This is a genomic window from Anthropogastromicrobium aceti, assembly GCF_020687335.1.
Taxonomy (GTDB): Bacteria; Bacillota; Clostridia; order Lachnospirales; family Lachnospiraceae; genus Anthropogastromicrobium; species Anthropogastromicrobium aceti.
This window is the reverse complement of the sequence record NZ_JAJEQN010000006.1, coordinates 36,476-54,117: the sequence shown is the minus strand read 5'-3', so window position 1 is coordinate 54,117 and position 17,642 is coordinate 36,476. Positions and strand designations below refer to the sequence as shown.

The 17,642-nt window shown below is 42.0% G+C and carries 11 protein-coding genes; all 11 read right to left on the bottom strand.

Going from position 1 to position 17,642, the window contains the following annotated elements; all coding sequences use genetic code 11:
- Positions 1-16: 16 nt before the first annotated feature.
- The gene (locus LKD48_RS03440; RefSeq protein ID WP_308731199.1) at positions 17-6,919 is read right to left on the bottom strand and encodes a type II secretion system protein; all 6,903 of its coding nucleotides are present in this window, start codon (positions 6,917-6,919) and stop codon (positions 17-19) included.
- An 82-nt stretch (positions 6,920-7,001) separates the two neighbouring features.
- Positions 7,002-8,045 carry a type IV pilus twitching motility protein PilT gene (locus LKD48_RS03435; protein ID WP_308731198.1) on the bottom strand — a complete coding sequence of 348 codons (1,044 nt, stop codon included), beginning with the start codon at positions 8,043-8,045 and terminating at the stop codon, positions 7,002-7,004.
- A gap of 11 nt (positions 8,046-8,056) precedes the next feature.
- Complete coding sequence (locus LKD48_RS03430; protein ID WP_262537834.1) at positions 8,057-9,736, bottom strand: GspE/PulE family protein; 1,680 nt, start codon at positions 9,734-9,736, stop codon at positions 8,057-8,059.
- A complete protein-coding gene (locus LKD48_RS03425) occupies positions 9,726-10,439 on the bottom strand; it encodes a hypothetical protein (RefSeq protein WP_308731197.1) in 714 nt (237 codons plus the stop codon). The genes LKD48_RS03430 and LKD48_RS03425 overlap by 11 nt, the downstream gene beginning before the upstream one ends.
- Positions 10,429-11,067, bottom strand: coding sequence for a hypothetical protein (locus tag LKD48_RS03420; protein ID WP_308731196.1), 639 nt, complete (start codon positions 11,065-11,067; stop codon positions 10,429-10,431). The genes LKD48_RS03425 and LKD48_RS03420 overlap by 11 nt, the downstream gene beginning before the upstream one ends.
- A 21-nt stretch (positions 11,068-11,088) precedes the next feature.
- Positions 11,089-12,003, bottom strand: a complete 915-nt coding sequence (gene pilM / locus LKD48_RS03415) for a type IV pilus biogenesis protein PilM (protein ID WP_308731195.1) — start codon at positions 12,001-12,003, stop codon at positions 11,089-11,091.
- Between the two features lie 12 nt (positions 12,004-12,015).
- Positions 12,016-13,221: a type II secretion system F family protein gene (locus tag LKD48_RS03410; protein WP_308731194.1), complete on the bottom strand. Its 1,206-nt coding sequence runs from the start codon at positions 13,219-13,221 to the stop codon at positions 12,016-12,018.
- 11 nt (positions 13,222-13,232) lie between these two features.
- Positions 13,233-14,021: a prepilin peptidase gene (locus LKD48_RS03405; RefSeq protein WP_308731193.1), complete on the bottom strand. Its 789-nt coding sequence runs from the start codon at positions 14,019-14,021 to the stop codon at positions 13,233-13,235.
- Between the two features lie 8 nt (positions 14,022-14,029).
- A complete protein-coding gene (locus tag LKD48_RS03400; protein WP_118611929.1) occupies positions 14,030-14,449 on the bottom strand; it encodes a prepilin-type N-terminal cleavage/methylation domain-containing protein in 420 nt (139 codons plus the stop codon).
- A 15-nt stretch (positions 14,450-14,464) separates the two neighbouring features.
- On the bottom strand, positions 14,465-14,992 hold the full coding sequence (locus LKD48_RS03395) for a type II secretion system protein (protein WP_118611928.1): 528 nt from the start codon (positions 14,990-14,992) through the stop codon (positions 14,465-14,467).
- Positions 14,993-15,089: 97 nt separating this feature from the next.
- Positions 15,090-17,636 carry a beta-mannosidase gene (locus tag LKD48_RS03390; RefSeq protein ID WP_308731192.1) on the bottom strand — a complete coding sequence of 849 codons (2,547 nt, stop codon included), beginning with the start codon at positions 17,634-17,636 and terminating at the stop codon, positions 15,090-15,092.
- Positions 17,637-17,642 lie beyond the last annotated feature (6 nt).

Below are 17,642 nucleotides of genomic sequence, written 5' to 3'. Positions count from 1 at the left end.
GAGGGCTTTTTCTAATTTACTCGCTTGTCATTTCTACATCAATCTGTCCATAATATGGGCTGTCCTCATCCTGCAGCACAACTATTGTCTTTATATGATCAAGCTGCATCAGCTTAAGTTTATTTTGTTCTTCATCTGTGTAATTATCTGGCAGCTCCTTTGGAACTGTCAGTGTAAACTGATATTGTGTACTTCCGTCTGTAAGAACAGTGGATGTTATCGTAAGCACAGCTTTTACCTCAAATAAAAACGATTTTATGCTTGGTGCTGCTGCACGCAAAATGACATTCTTTCGCTCAATCTTTGCCTCTTGCACTGGTGCTGGTGATTCCTCCTCCATCGTCTGCTGTATCTCTGGCAGTGATGTTTCTGATGATGGCAAAAGTGTTGTCGCTTCTTGTGTTTGCAGTGGTGTTGTACTTTCCTGCTCTTGTGTCTGCGTTGTTTCTTCTGAGGATATGCTTTCTTTAGAAGTCGCCTCTATAGTTGTGGAAGGCTCACTAGACGCACTTTCTGTTGTTGCCTTCTCACTTGAAGTTTCTTCGATTGAAGAAACCTCGACAGAGCTTTCTTCGGTAGAGCTTTCTTCGATAGATTTTTCTTCTGTCGATTTTTCCTCAGTAGTTTCTTCCTCTTTTGCTTCACAAACTGTCAGTTTTTCCAGCAAACTGCTTCCATATGATGCTTCCCATGCAGCAGGATCCTTTATCCAATCCTCTGCCCTCCAATAAAAGGTAATCTCTTTTGTCTCACCATCTTGACAATTAAAGAAAAGTGTCGCATCAAAACCTGCTGCCTTTTCCCAGTCGCTGTTTAAGCTCCAGGAAATTTCATTTGTCTTTGCCAATATCTCTGACACAGGCTGATTACTTTGGTCTAAAAGCGTATACGATTTCTCTATCTCACCTGCCAAACCAGTAAACTTTGGTGCTGTTAAATGACCAAGACTTGTGTTTTTTGAAAGTACAAATGTCTTATTATCACCGTCATGTGCGCTTGCACTAATCTTTGACCAATCACTTATGCCAATCTCATCCATCGATGCAAAGCAAATGGAAAGATCGTATAAAAGATATGGCTCGTTTCCATTGACTTGCTCAGTATAAGGAACTGCATAACCGTCTTCTGGTAAATAGACACTGTATTTCTTTTGAACACCATCTGCATCATATTTCCAATAAACAGGAAGCAAACGATATGTGCATGTTTGTTTTCCTTCCCTTGTAACACGCTGCTGCATAGTTTGAACAAGATATTCACTCATTCCAGTTCCTTGTGCAAAACAATATGCAAAGCCTGTATTGTCGCATTGCTCTACACTAGCATCAGAAAAAGTATCCTCCATCTTTTCTTTTTCTCGCTGTGTCTTTTTAAATTCATCTGTACCTTTATCACGATAAAGACTTGTCACATCTGAATCTAACCATTGCTTTTGTTCTCCCTCTGCAGTTGTTGTCCCTGCAAGTGCCTGTACACTCATTACAGCACAGTCTGGTTCTGTTATGTAAGCATCTCCAAGCGGTGCTGCCCCATCTGTCACAAACACTTCAAACCTGGCAGAAATAAGATCTCCATTTTCATCTGTCGTATTTGTCTGCTTTATCCATGCATATACAAGCACCTTTTCCTGATTACTTTCACACGAAACATAATATGGAAGAAGATATGTATAGATACCATTTGAACGGTCCGTATACATCTCATATACACCAATAAAACCACCCTGTGTATCATTTTGCTCCATCGTGTAGCCGCCTGACTTTGTTGAAAGCATACTGCGAACATAAAAACCTGCCTGACTGTCATCCTTTACAATTTCAATGGAAAAGGCATCGCGATAAAAAAGTGTATCTCTTGTCATTTGCCTTGATTTAAGCAGTGACAGCACATTGATCTTATAGCCTGCACATCCTTCTTCATTCGCATTCACATCAAAATAAATGCTTCCCTGCCATGCAGATGCCTTTCTTCCAGAATCCTTCCAGTTTCCATTTTCATCCAGATCAAAAATCGGGTACAAAAATTCCTGCTTTTTGTCTGAAATAAAAAGCTCTGGTGCTGCAAGATGTTCTGGCTCTGGCGGTGTCTCTGACTCAGATTCGCTTTCCGACTCTGATTCACTTTCTGTCTCAGTCTCTGATGGCTTTTCTGATTCACTTTCTGTTTCAGTCTCTGGCTCTGATTCGTCTTCTTTAATACGCACAGAAAGTGTACTTGTTGATGGTCTGCTTATTGTAAATCCATTTTTGTCTGTAATGCCTTCTCTTTTTACCTGCACAGTCAGGCTTACACAGTCTTCTGGCGCACTGACATGACACGAATATGAAGTTTCTTCATCTGAAGCTATTTCTTCTTTTGATAATAAAAGCGTCTCCTCGTTTGTCTTCGATAAAGCTGTAACGTTAACTTCATATGATATACCCTCATACTTTGGTTTCTCACTTTCAGCATCCCACATGACAAGCGCGCCATTTAAAGCATCAATCTCATCATCATCTGTTGTCTTTTTATTTACGCTAATCAATACAGGAAGTGTAATTTCGCTTTCTTCTTGAGTAAGTTCATAGCGCCAAACACCGTACAGACTCTGATCAGATGATGAGTGCTGCATTAATGCGCTGTTTTTCAAAAGAGGTGAATAATAAAGTCTGTAGCCATCATCTTCTGCTAAAATCGCATAGCCATCCATAACTTTTCCTGACTGAATCAGACTTTCACCTGATGAAAACGAAAAATCTCCTGGCGCAGCAGAAACTCCATCATTTGTCACTTGCGCTGCAAGAAGATCTGCTGCACTCCAACTTTCGCTTCCATTTGCCTGACACACAATATGACCCAGCTCAACCTGACCTGACATTAAGGTAACAGGATATGCAACAACTGTCATTTCAGTACAGTCAGCTGTATCAAAATGCATCTGCTCCATCTTGTCTGTGCTGCATTTCTTTATTGATGCCTGATACTGAACCGGTACCTGAAGTTCTTCATCAACAGCCTCTAACGCTGTTTGAATCTCCATTTCCTTCTTTTGTGCATGACCTGCCAAAATCTGATACAAAGATGCATCCTTGTTTTTAAAACCAGAATACATTCTGTCTGGCTTTAATGAAGCATCAAATACCGCTTCGTTTTCACATACAGTATTTGCACTCAGCACATCAAATGTTTTTTCTGAATAGGTAGAGCTCTTATAACCTTGACACGACACACGACAATTAATAGTAATCGCCTCTTCACTTGTAACTGCAATATGTCCTGTCTTTTCCCATCCAAACTTTACAGATGATGATTGACTTTTTTCTTCATCCGAATCGGCTGATGAATACACAGCTGTCACTGTTAACTCTCTGTCGCCAGCAGTAATTGACGTAAAATCATCCTTGTTGTCAATTACAATCTCATACAAAGCTGTCTTATCTTTATCATCTGACACACTAGTGTTTTCGCTGCAAAGCCTCAGATGATATGACAAAGCTGGCAGCTGTATTCTTTCGTCTGCCGCCTGCGCAGTACTCCACTCAGATGTTCCCTCTTTATTGACGGCTCTTACATGAAATACAACAGCGTCAACCTTTTGTCCTTCTAATTCATCTGGCAGTTCTAAGAAATTATTTGTTATCTCTCCATTCTTACTTCCAATCTTAATCCTCTTTAAAAGACCGTTTTCTAGAACAGGCTGATTATTACTGTCTCTTTCATATGTTTCATACTCAACTTCATACTCATAGTATTCGGCAAAAAGACCTGGCCAAAAACGAATCATCCATGATCCGTTCTCCTTTGTAAATGTGATTCCGCCTGGAATACCAGGCTTTGGCTCTGACTTATCGAATACTGTAAGATCTGTCAACTCACTGCTCAGCTTTTCCCATACACGTATACGTATATTTTCGCTGTCCTCATCTGTCTTTGCTTCTTCTGTATTTAAAAGCAGAGGTGAGACAGACAAGCTTCCTGCAAAAGCTGTCCACTTTGTGTAAATTTCTGCCTGATCTTCTTCTGTAAGTTCATCTTCTTTATAAACATACAGCTCAGTTCCGATACCTGGTGTTTTTTGCTCCTTTTCTGACTTATTATCATCTGTATTTTCTTTTTGATTTTCTTTTTGGTCTTCCTGGTCTTCGTTATTGTTTGAATCATCTGATTCGCAGGCAACCTTTACGCCTTCAGTGTTCCAGCTTCCTGCTACCTCGATGCTTCCTAGTGCCACGTCACATCCATCTGTCGCACCTGTCACTATGATTTTGAGCGCACTTGCCTCTACTGCGTCAGGTGCTTTCACAGAAACTGTACCACCATCATAAACATCCTTGCCTGCTACCTGCAAACCTGCGGCAAGTTCCTTCCAGACACCGTCCTCTGCATCTGCGTACAACACATCAAACTTATATGTCCCTTCATTAAGCCATGTAAGCGTCACATCGGACAGCTTGCATGTGCCATTCAAAAAAGCCGTATAGATAGGGCAGCGCTGCTCTTTTATATCAAATGAGGATGATGGAAAAACAGGAACATCTACCGACTGATGTTTAATCAGATTTTGAAGCTGTTCTTCTGATGCTTCCACAAATGGATACTCTCTGTAAGAGCCATTTGCATCTGTCTCGCCTATTGTAAGTGAAATATCACATATATCAGCTAGCAACGCATCTTCAAGTTTTTCTCCTCCTGATATGAAATACAGGCAGTTTTCACTTTCATTTGCATCTGCTGCAATTGGATAAACGTTTTCACTCACGCCGACACAATCAGTCAAATTTGCTGTTAAATTACTCGTAATGCCATATGACTCGTTGTCAGAGGAAATTATCGGTGCATAATTCTGACAGCGCATCAGCACCAGATTTTCGCATTCTGCTGTTGTGATTCCTGCTGCCACAGCTGCCTCTATTACTCCTGTGTTAACACAATCTTCCAATAAAACTTTTTCTTTTGTCTGTGCCACAATTCCTGCGGCTGTCCCGTCTGCTGTAACCTTTGCATGATTGACAAGCTTTGAAAGTGTCTCATCTTCCTCCTTCATTGGAAGTGATGCTGCAAAAATACCAGCTGCAAAATCTTTTGCTTCAATGCTTCCTGCAACTGCCAGATTTTCCAGCGTTCCGCCATTGTAAGCACAAACTGCTGCCGTATTCTGATCACCAGTAACTGACACATGATCAAGGCAAAGATCATGAATCGTACCTAAATTTTCCAGTACAAATGCTGTACCATCGCCCTGCGGATACCAGCGGCTTGAACTTCCTGTTCCCATATTTGCTTTATCTGACAATGTAAGGTAGTCAATCGTGTAAACTTCATCGCCGTCCTTAGAGCCAAGACTGCTTCCCTCTCTAAGCTGTGTAATCATAGGAAATGCTGTGTCTGCCTCTTTTACCGGAAGTCCATTTTGATAGACCATTCCCTTCGCCAAAATTGAACCTGACTCTTGCAATGTCTCATCACTCTCGTCATCTTCTTTTTCATAGCCCCAGGCAAAGTCTCTTGAAACGATATATGTATTTTCGCTTTTTTCATCTTCCTCTGCTGCATAGACAGCTGCATCCGTAATCATTTCTGCAAAACGGATGTTATAAAGATGTCTTGTGTTTTGAATTTCATACGATGTACCAATGGTCTCATCAGTATCTTCGCCATCCTCACGTGCAAAATACATAAGCTCAGAATTGCTTTGTCTGCGCCCTGTAATTTGATAGCCTGATCCGCCGCCCTGCACAATACAGCTGATTTCATCAACACCATATCGTTCCAGTCCAAAACGATGCAGACTAAGCGTATTCATAAGCTCGCCTAGCTCGCCTGTTCTTCTGTATGCCTCATAGGCAGCCTGTGTTGCACTTAAATCAACTGCATCAAGCACTAGTGTGACATTCAGCTCTTCGTCAATATATGCAAGAAATGGATATGTGCCAAGTTTTTCTTCTTTTTTGCCTGCAAAGCTCGTCACTTCTGCAGCAACCACCTTTAACTCATCCTCTGCCGACTCAGATGGTATACTGTAGTAATAACCTTCTTCTGTTTTCTGTCCGCTTAAAGATGCGTTATTAAAAGAAATCTCAAGAAGCTCCTCATTCGTCTTTGCATCACATATCATTACCTGATAATTCATCAGGGAAACTGCCGTCTCTCCCTCTGAAAGCTTCCATGTCAGATTTAAAGTCTCTTCATTATGTAAAGATGCATTTAAAACCTTAACTTTAGTCGCTGTATCAGTTGCCTTTGACAAGGAATCTGCTCCATAATAGCCAAAGCAAAGACCTGTAGAATTGTCACTTCCGCTTCCCTTTCTGTTTTCTTTGGAACGGTTTACAATATTTGCCATCGTGCTTGTACAGCCCGTGTAGGAAAGTGCTTCCACGCGATCACTATACAAAACAGAGTAGACAAGTCCGTCTCGTGCATCAAACTCCACACTCACACAGCCATTTGCCAGCAATGTTTTGTCATAAAGGTAAGCATCAAAAATATCATACAAAAGCGTATGTGAAGCATCAGCACTGCCATTTTTGTAGGCTTTATAATCAGCTGGCGTTCCTGTCACATAGTACAAGTTCGAAGTGGTCTGTCCATCATCATTTTTCCAGATCGTTGATACATTTACCACTTGTCCGTTTTCATCAGTAATTGGAACCAAAAGCTTGTTTTGTCTTACAATTGCCTGTGCAGAGGTTTGTGCTTCCTTATCAAACGCCTCAAGATGCTTATCAGTGCTATACTGTGTCATGCCTGACTGCGCCGCTAAAAACAGCGTACGGGCATAGTGTTCCTGACGCTGCCATACCGACCACTTCTGGTAATAAAAAATGCCTGCTGCCGATGCGCCAAGCAATATGCCAACAAGCACCATCGTCACCATAAGCTCTACCAGTGTAAAGCCTCCCTTGCTTTCTTTGATTCGCTGTAAGATATTTCTGATCAATGTCAAACCTCCCAAGCTATCTTATAATGTCAAGCGGATATTCGCAATCCGCTTCGCTACTTGCTCATAACCAAATAACTGCTTAAAATATACACTGCTCCAGCTCTCTTTTATCCTGTGCGTATTTGAGCGCTGTTTTTTTCTCAATCAGCCCACGTGAAACAAGCTTTGCCAGATCATAGTCAAGCGTATGCATACCTGCTGCTGCGCCTGACTGCATTACGCTTCCAAGCTGATGCGTTTTTCCTTCACGTATCTGACTTAGCACTGCATCTGTTCCTGTTAGAACTTCTGTTGCCGCTATTCGGCCGCCGTCTATAAGAGGAACCAGACACTGCGTCACAACACCCTTTAATACGCCTGCCAGCTGAATACGAATCTGGTTTTGTGCCTGTACCGGACACACATCTATAATACGGTCTACCGTCTTAGCTGCCCCTGTCGTATGAAGTGTTGACAGCACAAGATGGCCAGTCTCTGCTGCCGTGACAGCTGCTGAAATTGTCTCATAATCACGCATCTCTCCGACAAGAATGACATCTGGATCTTCTCTAAGTGCAGAGCGAAGTGCTCCCGCAAAAGAACAAACATCCTTTCCCACTTCTCTTTGGTGAATCACAGCCTGATCCTGTTCGTACACATATTCAATCGGATCTTCAATCGTTAAAATGTGATCTGCACGCGTATGATTGATGTAATCAACCATTGCCGCAAGCGTTGTAGACTTTCCTGAACCAGTAGGTCCTGTCACTAAAATCAATCCTCTTGGCTCATTTGCAAGATTTTTAAGCACTGGCGGCAGATGAAGCTGAGAGAGTGTAGGCACTTTTGCGTTAAGCAGACGAATTGCTGCCGCGAGGCGTCCCTGCTGACAAAATACATTGACTCTCTGACGGTTTCCATCTGATGTTTCAAGTGCAAAATCTGCATCCTCTCCACGCCAGATGCTTTCCTGGCTTTCTTTTGTAAGAAGAGACAAAATAAGCTTTCGCGTCATCTCATCTGACAGCTCTAAGTCACTCTTTATGAGCTTTCCATCAATGCGAAGATACACTGCCTGTCCTTCGCTTATATGAATATCAGAGGCACGCTGGCTTCTTGCCTCACGTATCATTTTTTCTATCATATACAGCTCCTTTAAATATAGTATGCCACCTTCTTAAGCTCCTCGACAGTAGTTGTACCATCCGCTACAAGCTTAAGAGCCTCATCAGTTAGCGACTCCATGCCAAGATAATGCGTCGCATAGCTTCTAAGCTCCTCCATAGGAGTTCTCTGTGTAATCATTCTTCGCATCTGATTGTCCACGCAGAGAATCTCATGGATTGCACGTCTTCCGACATATCCAGTATGGCTGCAGCTGTTACATCCCTGTGCGCGGCGCACGCGCGTAATCTTTGGCCCTATAAAAGCTTTTTCCTGCTCTGTCGGCTCATCCCAGTAACCACACTCAGGACAGACAACACGTACAAGACGCTGTGCCACTAGACCGACTAGTGAGTTTGCAACCATATATGGCTCAACTCCCATATCAATCAGACGAATAATGGACGACACTGCATCATTTGTATGAAGTGTTGAAAATACAAGATGACCCGTAATTGCAGCACGTACTGAAATGGCTGCCGTCTCCTCGTCTCTTGTCTCTCCGACCATAATAATATCCGGGTCTTGACGAAGAAGAGAACGCAGTCCGCGCTCAAATGTCAGCCCCGCAACAGTATTTACCTGGCACTGATTGACACGCGGAATATTCCACTCTACCGGATCCTCAATTGTTGCGATATTCACCTTGCGGTTACTAAGCTTTTGAAGTGCCATATAAAGTGTTGTTGTTTTTCCGGAACCTGTCGGACCTGTAATGTAAATCATGCCATTTGGTGCCTCAAGCATTTTGCTAAACTGTTCAAAATGTGCCTGATTCATGCCAAACGTCTCGGCATCTGCCACCATATTTCCAGAAGCTAAAAGACGAAGCACGGCCTTTTCTCCAAATACAGTCGGAATCACTGATGTACGAATATTGACATCGCGGTTTGCGATTCTTGTCCGAAAATGACCGTCCTGCGGAAGTCTTTTCTCTGCAATATCCATCTGTCCTAAAATCTTTACGCGGGCAATCAGATTTTGATGAAGACTCTTTTGCAACACGACATAATCAAGAAGCTGACCATCTACACGTATTCTGACAGATGTTTTCTCCTCAAACGGCTCAATATGAATATCAGACGCATTCATGCTAAATGCGCGTGCAAGCAAGTTGTCAAGAAGCTTAATAACCGGTGCATCAGAATCTCCCTCATCAGCATCAACCTCAAGTGCCTGCTCACGTTCTCTTGCCATCTCATTTGCTGAGCTGGCGGCCTTTTTTGCCTCGATTTCTGAATAATAGTATTCAATTGCCTGATTTAAAGGCAAAAGCTCTGTCAGCCAAATTTCAAGGTTCATGCCGGTAGTCTGGCGAATATCCTCAATTCCATAATAATCAAGAGGATCATTCAATACAATTGTAAGATTATTATCCTGGTACTGCACAGCAAGCATATGATATTTCTTTGCAAGCTGGACTGGTATCATTGCTACCGCCTCTGTCTGTACCATAATTCTATCAATCTTTACATAGCGCTGTCCAAGACGCGCTGAAAGTGCTTCTAACTGCTGGTGCTCTGTGATAAAGCCAAGCTTAATCAATGCCTCACCAAGACGAATGCCTTTATTATTTTTCTGATACTCTAGTGCCTCATCAAGCTCGTTCTGATTGATGTAGCCGGCCTGAAGTAACACATCACCAATTCGTATATTTTTTTCATTTGCCATCGCTGCTGCCTCGTGTCATATAAATCATCATGCTGACCTCCAGACGCTTTCCTGCCTGAAGAACATCCTGTCCATTATTTGTTGTCTTAACTGCTGCATCACTAATTGAAAAGGATACTATTCTGACCCCTTCCTTTTCTGAAAGCTGATCTAAAACAGCAAGTGCCTGATTTTTTGTGCCTATTGCCGTATAATCTGCCTGAGCGCTGTAGACATACTCTGTCTTTGTATCTATCTCATCCTTCTTTGAGTCTGCAGATGCGTTCATATCTGACTGCGTCTGTTTTGCCTGTTCATTTTTCTTCAAAAGCGCCATACGTTCACTTAAGCTGTAAGGTGTAATCTCATCAAGCAATCCTGCGCGAAGCGTCGAATCCTGCATAATCATCCCCTCACTCACAAACACATCTGTCAGATAACGATTAAGTTCCTCATTAGTCTGATATGGAAAGAAATGACTTTCTAATTCTGCCAGCTGCTTTTTTTGCTCCTCATCACGTTTTTCATCTACCGGAAGAGCTGCTATATGTACCTGCATCTGAAGCTGCTGCATTTCCAATGCCTCCTGCTGCATTTCCAGCTTATCAAGGCAATTCATCTGCGGCTTCACATCAAACCAGTAAAAACAAAAAACTGCGGCACAGACTGCCAGACCTGCTAATAACTTTTTATCTCGTTTTGTCACTGTAAAATCAATTTTCATCTGCGGCCTGCCTTCCTGCATGTTCACTTAAAATACAGACAACCTTCACGGTATAACCATCCTGTGCCTGATTCTGCGTATATCCTGTAAAATAGACGCTCTGGAAAATATCAAGTGTCTTCCAGATCTCAATAACTTCTGAAACATCGGTAACTTCTGGTGCCACTGCGTCAAACTGCAGCTCTCCTGTTGCACAATTGTATCCTGTTATTGTAATTAATACTTTATCTGGACAGCAATCCTCAAGCGTTTTGAACACATCACTTGTCACAAGAGGATAAGAATATATATTGGCTTTTGCATTTTCCATATCAAAAATCATATTGTCCTGCTTTTTCACCTGATCTCCAAGCTTTTCTGCACTCTCATCAGCTGCCTGATTCGTTTCATCATTTAAAAATGCTTCCAGCTCAGCAATTGTTTTTTGATATTCTTTTTCACTATGCTTTAAAACACCAAGCACATGTCCGGCTGCCAGAAATGCTGCTATCACAAGTGCCGCCGCTATTCTTTGCTTCTTTCTTTTTTTTAGCTGCTCTGGACCATTTAACAGCCGATAGTAAAAATCAATCCTTCGATCTGGAATTGCTTTTATCTTTCTTATCTTTTCTGTCTGATGTTTCTTCATTTTTTCCACCTTTCGCAGCTTTTACAAAAGCAGGTTGCCGATTCCAAAAATGTAAGATGCCGGCTCTGCGTTAATTTCTCCGTGATCACTTACTGCTGTTTTTACAAACGAAATTCCTTGAATCATACCTGGTGCCTTCGCCCTGATGCCATACTCCTGCATATATGTATCAAGCTCTTTTACCACGTCATCACTACCTCCTGCTATACCAGCCAGATATATACTGTCTAGTGTATAGCTGCTGTGACGCTGTCTGTAAAACTGACGTATTCCGTCTGCGATCTGTCCCAATTCCTCGATCCATTCAGCGCTTCCCTGATCATTTAACATACGGTTTCTTCGGCTGTAAATATAATTTCCATTTTCAAATAATACACTGATCGTAGTGCTTCCCTGTACCAGCATAAACACGCATGTCTCATAGGCAAACATTCCTGTTGCCGTCACTGCTCTTAAAAGACATCCAAGACCAATGCTGATTCGTTTTACCTTCAGCTTAAGATCAGAAAACAAGGATAAATAGCTTTCAATTACACTTTTTTCCAATGCTGCGCAAAAAATATGATTCATCTCATATGGACTATTCTTTGGGAACGGGAAATAATCGGTTACAAGATCAGTCTTCTCTCCGTCTGCAAACTCCTTATTAATGCAGGAAATCAGCTCCTTATCCTTCATATAAGGAACTTCAAGCATTTTTGTCATAATCTTTCCTGAATCAATTACAAGGCAAATTCCTTTTCTTGGAAGTGAATAACGATTCCAAATCTGTTCAAGTCTCTCCTGTAATCGCTGTTCTCCTGTAATGATACCATTCATAATCGTCCCCTCTGGGACTGCCAGACTATATACTTTTTTAATCTTTGCCTTTGATTTTGACCCTGTTCCGGCCACGATTTCTATTCGTTCATTTGAAATATATACTGAAAGCTCCATCCTCTTTTCTCCTTACATCGTTCCACTTGCCTCAATCTCTGCATACATATTTAACAGCGGAAGCATCACAGCAATCATAATCATTCCGACAATTACTGCCATCACAATAATCATTGCCGGTTCCAAAAAGCTAATCAGACGTGATATTGCCTGCTCAGATTCATACTCAAAATTGTCAGCCGCTGAGATAAGCATGGTATCAAGACTTCCTGTCTCCTCACCAATCGCTACATTTCCTGCCAGCTTTTTATGAAAGCCATCAATATGTGCCAGAGCATCTGACAAGGACTCTCCACGCCTCACCATAGCAATTGTTTCATCAAATTGAGATTCCAGATAACTATTTCCAATCGTATCTTTGCTCACCTGAAGCGCTGTCACAATAGGCAGACCGCTTGTGTAAAGAGAACAAAGTGTTCTTGCAAAACGCGCTGTATAAATCGTCTGAATCAAAATGCCAATTTTAGGAATCTTTAACTTAATTCGATCCACCTCTAAACGAATCTTTGGAAGCTCCAACACTGCTTTTGCAATCACATATAAAACAGCAATGCCAAACAATACCCACAGCCAATTTCTCTGCATAAAACCAGATGCAGCCATCAATGCCACTGTCACAGCTGGCAGCTCCAAATTAGCAAACACATCCATAAATTTTGGCATAATATAGCAAAATAAAATCATGACAACCACAACAATTACTCCGCACAAAATCTTTGGATACAGCGTAGCGCTCTTAATCTTTGCACTTAAACGATACTCCTTTTGATAATGCTCTGCCATTCTAAGTGCTGTCTGATCCATACGGCCTGACTCCTGTGCTGCGCGAAACATATTTATGAGCAGCTCTGGAAAGGCATCTCCCTGATCCTTCATCGTATCCGCAAATGAATTTCCACGGCGAACACTTCGAATCATGTTTTCATATATTGCCTTTTGTTTTGGTTTGATAGTCTCCTCTGACTGCATTAAATTAAGCGCCCTCACAAGCGGAACACCTGCGCCAAGCAAAGTTCCAAGCTGCCTACAGAACTCAGAAAGCTGCCTTGGATTAAGACGATATGTATTTTTTTTCTTCTTTTGTGCCAGACGGCAGGAAATCAAAAACAGATTTTCTCCCCTTAAAAGCTCGTAAAGTGCAGCCTCATCAGCTGCCATAAGCTGCCCTTTTTTCTTCTTTCCTGCGACATCCTTCGCCGTATATTGATACTTTGGCATAAGTCCCCCTTTTAAAAAATTATGGATAGATACCAGGAAAGCAGCCATTCTCCCACAAATAAAGTCAGCGCTGTCCCTGCGCACAAAAACGGGCCAAATGCAAAATGCTCTTTTGCACCCTTTTTCTTTGACAAGAGAAGTCCGATTCCATAAATACCTCCTGAAAATACGGCAAGCATAAACGCAGTCAGACTCATTTTCCAGCCAAGAAAAAATCCGATCACCGCCATCAGCTTGATATCTCCGCCGCCAAATGCTCCAGGCACAGCAAGCGTTATCGCAAATAGCGGCAGACTGACTGAAAAAAATCCAATCAGCCGTTCTGTTAATGTGACATCTGGAAATGCAAATACAGCTATCGCCGCTGGCACTATACAGGCAATAACAAGACCATTTGGAATCTCCATTGTCTGCTGATCAATCTGCGCAATGATTAATAAAAGTGTCAGCAAAGAAAAGACAGTCACAACACAAAGGTTAATCTCATGCCAGTAGCCATTCCAACCTCCAAAACATAATAAACTAATCTCTGCGGCTGCCATTCCCATTGCTTCCGTAACTGGATATCTAGCCGGAATCCGACACCTGCACTGTCGGCATTTTCCTCTAAGAAGCAGCCAGCTGACTACCGGAATCATATCATACCAGGCAAGTGTATGATCACAAGATGGACAATATGATCTTCCCTTTACAAACGAGATTTTTCTCGGAAGTCTGTCTGCCACAACATCCGCAAATGAAAATATACAGCCCCCCATCAGTATGAAGGGAAGGCTGTATATCAATTCAATCCATGTCATTTTGCCACTTACTCGATTTTGATCGTTCCATCTGTAATCGTGCAGGTCTTTTTTATTCCGCTGTCGGTTACACTGACAGAAATAACCTTTCCAGCCTCAACTGTAATTGCATAGTTTCCACTTCCATACTGCGTCAAAAGACCGCCAGAAAGCGAATCTACATCTGCAAGATTCTTATCGTCTGAAAGGATATCTGTAGTATTGCCGTTTGCATACTGTTCGCTCGCTACTGTCTGAGCTGCCAGATAAATGCTTCTTGTGTTTGCTGTCAGTGTCTTTTCCTTTGCCTTGTCGATATAGCCATTTAATGCACCTAACATCAGAGATGCCAAAATACCGATAATAACAAGCACTACGATAATTTCAACAAGTGTAAAACCCTTTTTGTTTTCCTTAGCTTTCTTTAATTTCTCTGCAAATGATCTCATTTTGCTCCTCCTGACTTAATCAATCGTAAAATCCTGATCGTTTTCATCTACATCCTTTGCATGCTCATTTAAAGAAGACCAATTGTCTGATACAACAATTGCACCCTTATCAATGATTTCCATCTTTGCCGTAGCAGATGAATTATACGCTGTATTCGGTGCCAGGTACTGAGCTGTAATATCACCCGTCCAACATGCAACACCTATGACATTGCACTGAGAATCATACTCAACTACACAGCCTGTATCAGAACCAACATCTGGATTTTGCTTTACGCCTGAAAGCTCCTGCACCTGTGTACGCGGACGATACGCCGTCTTTCCTGAATAAACCTCAGATCCAACTGTATTAGCCGCTAATACTACACTTCTGCAGTCAGCAAGCACTTCCTTTTCCTTTGCCTTGTCTATGTAACCATTCAGTGCACCTAACATCAAAGACGCCAAAATTGCAATGATAACCAGCACGACGATCATCTCAACCAGAGTAAAACCGCCCTGGTTCTTTTTGCATTGTAAAAACCGCTCTTTTATCTTCCCCATAGATTTTTCGACCTTCACCTTTCCAATTCTTTCTTACATCAGAATAGCATGATATGGATTATTTTTCAAGTTGTTTTTCCATTACAACTTATGGCTATTACTGCTCATATGTATCACGAAGGCTTCTTATCTTGAGTGTTTTTCGCACATTATCTGCGCTAAGCACCTTTCCTGACAGAACATCTTCCTTTCGTATGCAGATTGTTTTTGTCTCTTCCGATGTTAAGTCAAAACAATTATCGGAGAAAATAACATCATCTTCTATTTCTAACCATACAAACGGTGCAAAACAGTCTGCACTTATCTGTATTTCAATAGTGCCATCCTTTTCTGTTACAGAAGTCTCGATCTGCGGCTGCAAAAGATCCATATGCTTATATGGAACAAAGCTTTCTGCCTCAGTACTTGTCGTGCCGTCCTGCCATGTATAAACTGCCTCTGCAAACACGCGGCGCTTCTTTGATCCGATCACATCTGCAAAATCTCGCTCCAGCACATGAATACTGCTTTGTGCCTTTACTGTCGTCTCCACAGTTTCCTCAAATAATACATTAAGCTCCACATCCCTGATGCGCACTGTTACGGTCAGTGACTGATTCTCAAGTGTCTCATTTGCTGCACTGATAACTGCCTTTGTTCCCTCTGTATAAATATAACCGGCCTTTGGTGCAAAGAAACGGGCTGCCATGTAATGAAGTGCCTTCCATCGTCCAAAATAGTCGATACTTGCCCATGATGCCACTGGCCAGTTATCATTTAACTGCCAATACAGTGCACCCATGCAGCGTCCTCTGTTTGCTCTCCAGTGATCTACTCCTGCCTTAATTGCAATACCCTGAAGCACCTGACTTACATATACTAAGCTGTCAAAGTCCTTTGGATAACGGAAATTCTCGGAAATATAATATAAAATCTTTCCGTTTGCTGTACCGTTTTTCTGATGACTCTCCATAACTGGTGAGAAAATATTGCAGTCCTGCGGCAGTGCAAATGTATCAATTGTCTTTCTTTCCGGGAAGGACTGGAATCCAAACTCAGAACAGAAACGAAAATAATGACTGCGATAATCTGAAAATGGCTTCATGCCATGCCATACATCCCAGTAATGGCAGTCTCCTCTGTCATGATCGTCTGGATTATCAAGACATCCGCCTGATGATGGTGATGATGGCCAATAAAATGTCGCTTGATCCTCTGCCTTTGTTACCTTCGGAAGCACGTATTCAAACTGCTTGATATAATCTCCCTTGAGCAGTGGACTATGTGTCTCTGAAATACCCCAATGATCCCATGCAGACTCTAGTTCATTATTTCCGCACCATAGTCCCAGACTTGCATGGTGACGCAGACGGCGCACATTATCTACTGTTTCCTGACAAATATTCTTTTCAAACTCTTCTGTAAAGTCATAGACATTGCATGCATACATCAGATCCTGCCATACAATCAAACCATACTGATCACACAAATCATAAAATGTATCAGATGGATAATAACCGCCGCCCCATACACGAAGCATGTTATAATTAGCTTTTACAGAAGATCGGATCAATGCCTCTATGCGTTCCTTCGTGATCCATGGATAGATGCAGTCCTCTGGAATATAATCAGCTCCCATTGAGAAAATATGAATACCATTTATTACAAATGCAAATTCATTTCCCCACTCATCCTTCTTTGTGCTGACTGTAAGTTCACGAAGACCAATAGAATATTCCTTTGAATCAAGCACGAACTGATTGTTATCCACCAAAGATACCTGCACCTTATACAGTGGCTGATCCCCAAGCCCATTGCACCACCAAAGCTTTGGCTGCGCTACCAAAATTTCTGCACAGACTGCTTCTTTTATTGTCGGCAAAACGATTTGCTCTAGCTGCACGCCTTTTGGATCTGTCAATGTGACTATTACTTTTGTATTCTCTAAATTTGTATCCTGTTCAGGCTTCACCTCCACACTAAGAGAAACTGTATCAGACTGCTCAACTGCCTCAATATATTCCTCTTGAGACAGCTCACCCATCTGAGGGCGCTCTTTCCATGTGTGCTTCTGACGAATTACCACATCCTCAATGCGGCCTGCATTATAACACTCCAGATATAAATCTCTCCAGATGCCTATATCTGGCAGCTGTGCGCCCCAGTCCCAGCCAAACATAGAATGTGCCTTTCTAATATACTGATTACCTAAAATACCACCTGTTGGCTCATATGTAATCTCCTTTCCCGGTGTTGCCTCATGCTCACGAATGTAAGTCAGTGCTGAATGAAAGTAAATGCGAAGATGATTTTCCTTTTGCAATGCGTCCTTGCAGTCAAAGCGCCATGTGCGATGCATATTATCAGCCTTTCCGACTAGCTTCTCATTTACGTAAACATCAGCCAATGTATCAAGTCCCTCGCAGACTAATACGCAGTGCTTCTTATTTAATTGCTCCTCTGAAATACAAAAATCAGTTTCAAAGACATAATCCTTTGCCAGAAGCTCTCTTGCTTCATATTCATTTTCACGATAATACGGATCCTGCATTTTGCCTGCCTCTAAAAGACCAGACAAAACTGTTCCTGGCACACTCAATGGTGTCCACTCATCGCTGTTTGCCTTGGCAAAACGCCAGCCTTCCTGTAAATTAACACGCTCCATCGTCAT

Coding starts and splice junctions, on each gene's coding strand:
- LKD48_RS03435 (WP_308731198.1), bottom strand. CDS start 8,045: ATGATAGAAAAAATGATACGTGAGGCAAGAAGCCAGCGTGCCTCTGAT.
- LKD48_RS03430 (WP_262537834.1), bottom strand. CDS start 9,736: ATGGCAAATGAAAAAAATATACGAATTGGTGATGTGTTACTTCAGGCC.
- LKD48_RS03425 (WP_308731197.1), bottom strand. CDS start 10,439: ATGAAAATTGATTTTACAGTGACAAAACGAGATAAAAAGTTATTAGCA.
- LKD48_RS03420 (WP_308731196.1), bottom strand. CDS start 11,067: ATGAAGAAACATCAGACAGAAAAGATAAGAAAGATAAAAGCAATTCCA.
- pilM (WP_308731195.1), bottom strand. CDS start 12,003: ATGGAGCTTTCAGTATATATTTCAAATGAACGAATAGAAATCGTGGCC.
- LKD48_RS03410 (WP_308731194.1), bottom strand. CDS start 13,221: ATGCCAAAGTATCAATATACGGCGAAGGATGTCGCAGGAAAGAAGAAA.
- LKD48_RS03405 (WP_308731193.1), bottom strand. CDS start 14,021: ATGACATGGATTGAATTGATATACAGCCTTCCCTTCATACTGATGGGG.
- LKD48_RS03400 (WP_118611929.1), bottom strand. CDS start 14,449: ATGAGATCATTTGCAGAGAAATTAAAGAAAGCTAAGGAAAACAAAAAG.
- LKD48_RS03395 (WP_118611928.1), bottom strand. CDS start 14,992: ATGGGGAAGATAAAAGAGCGGTTTTTACAATGCAAAAAGAACCAGGGC.
- LKD48_RS03390 (WP_308731192.1), bottom strand. CDS start 17,636: ATGGAGCGTGTTAATTTACAGGAAGGCTGGCGTTTTGCCAAGGCAAAC.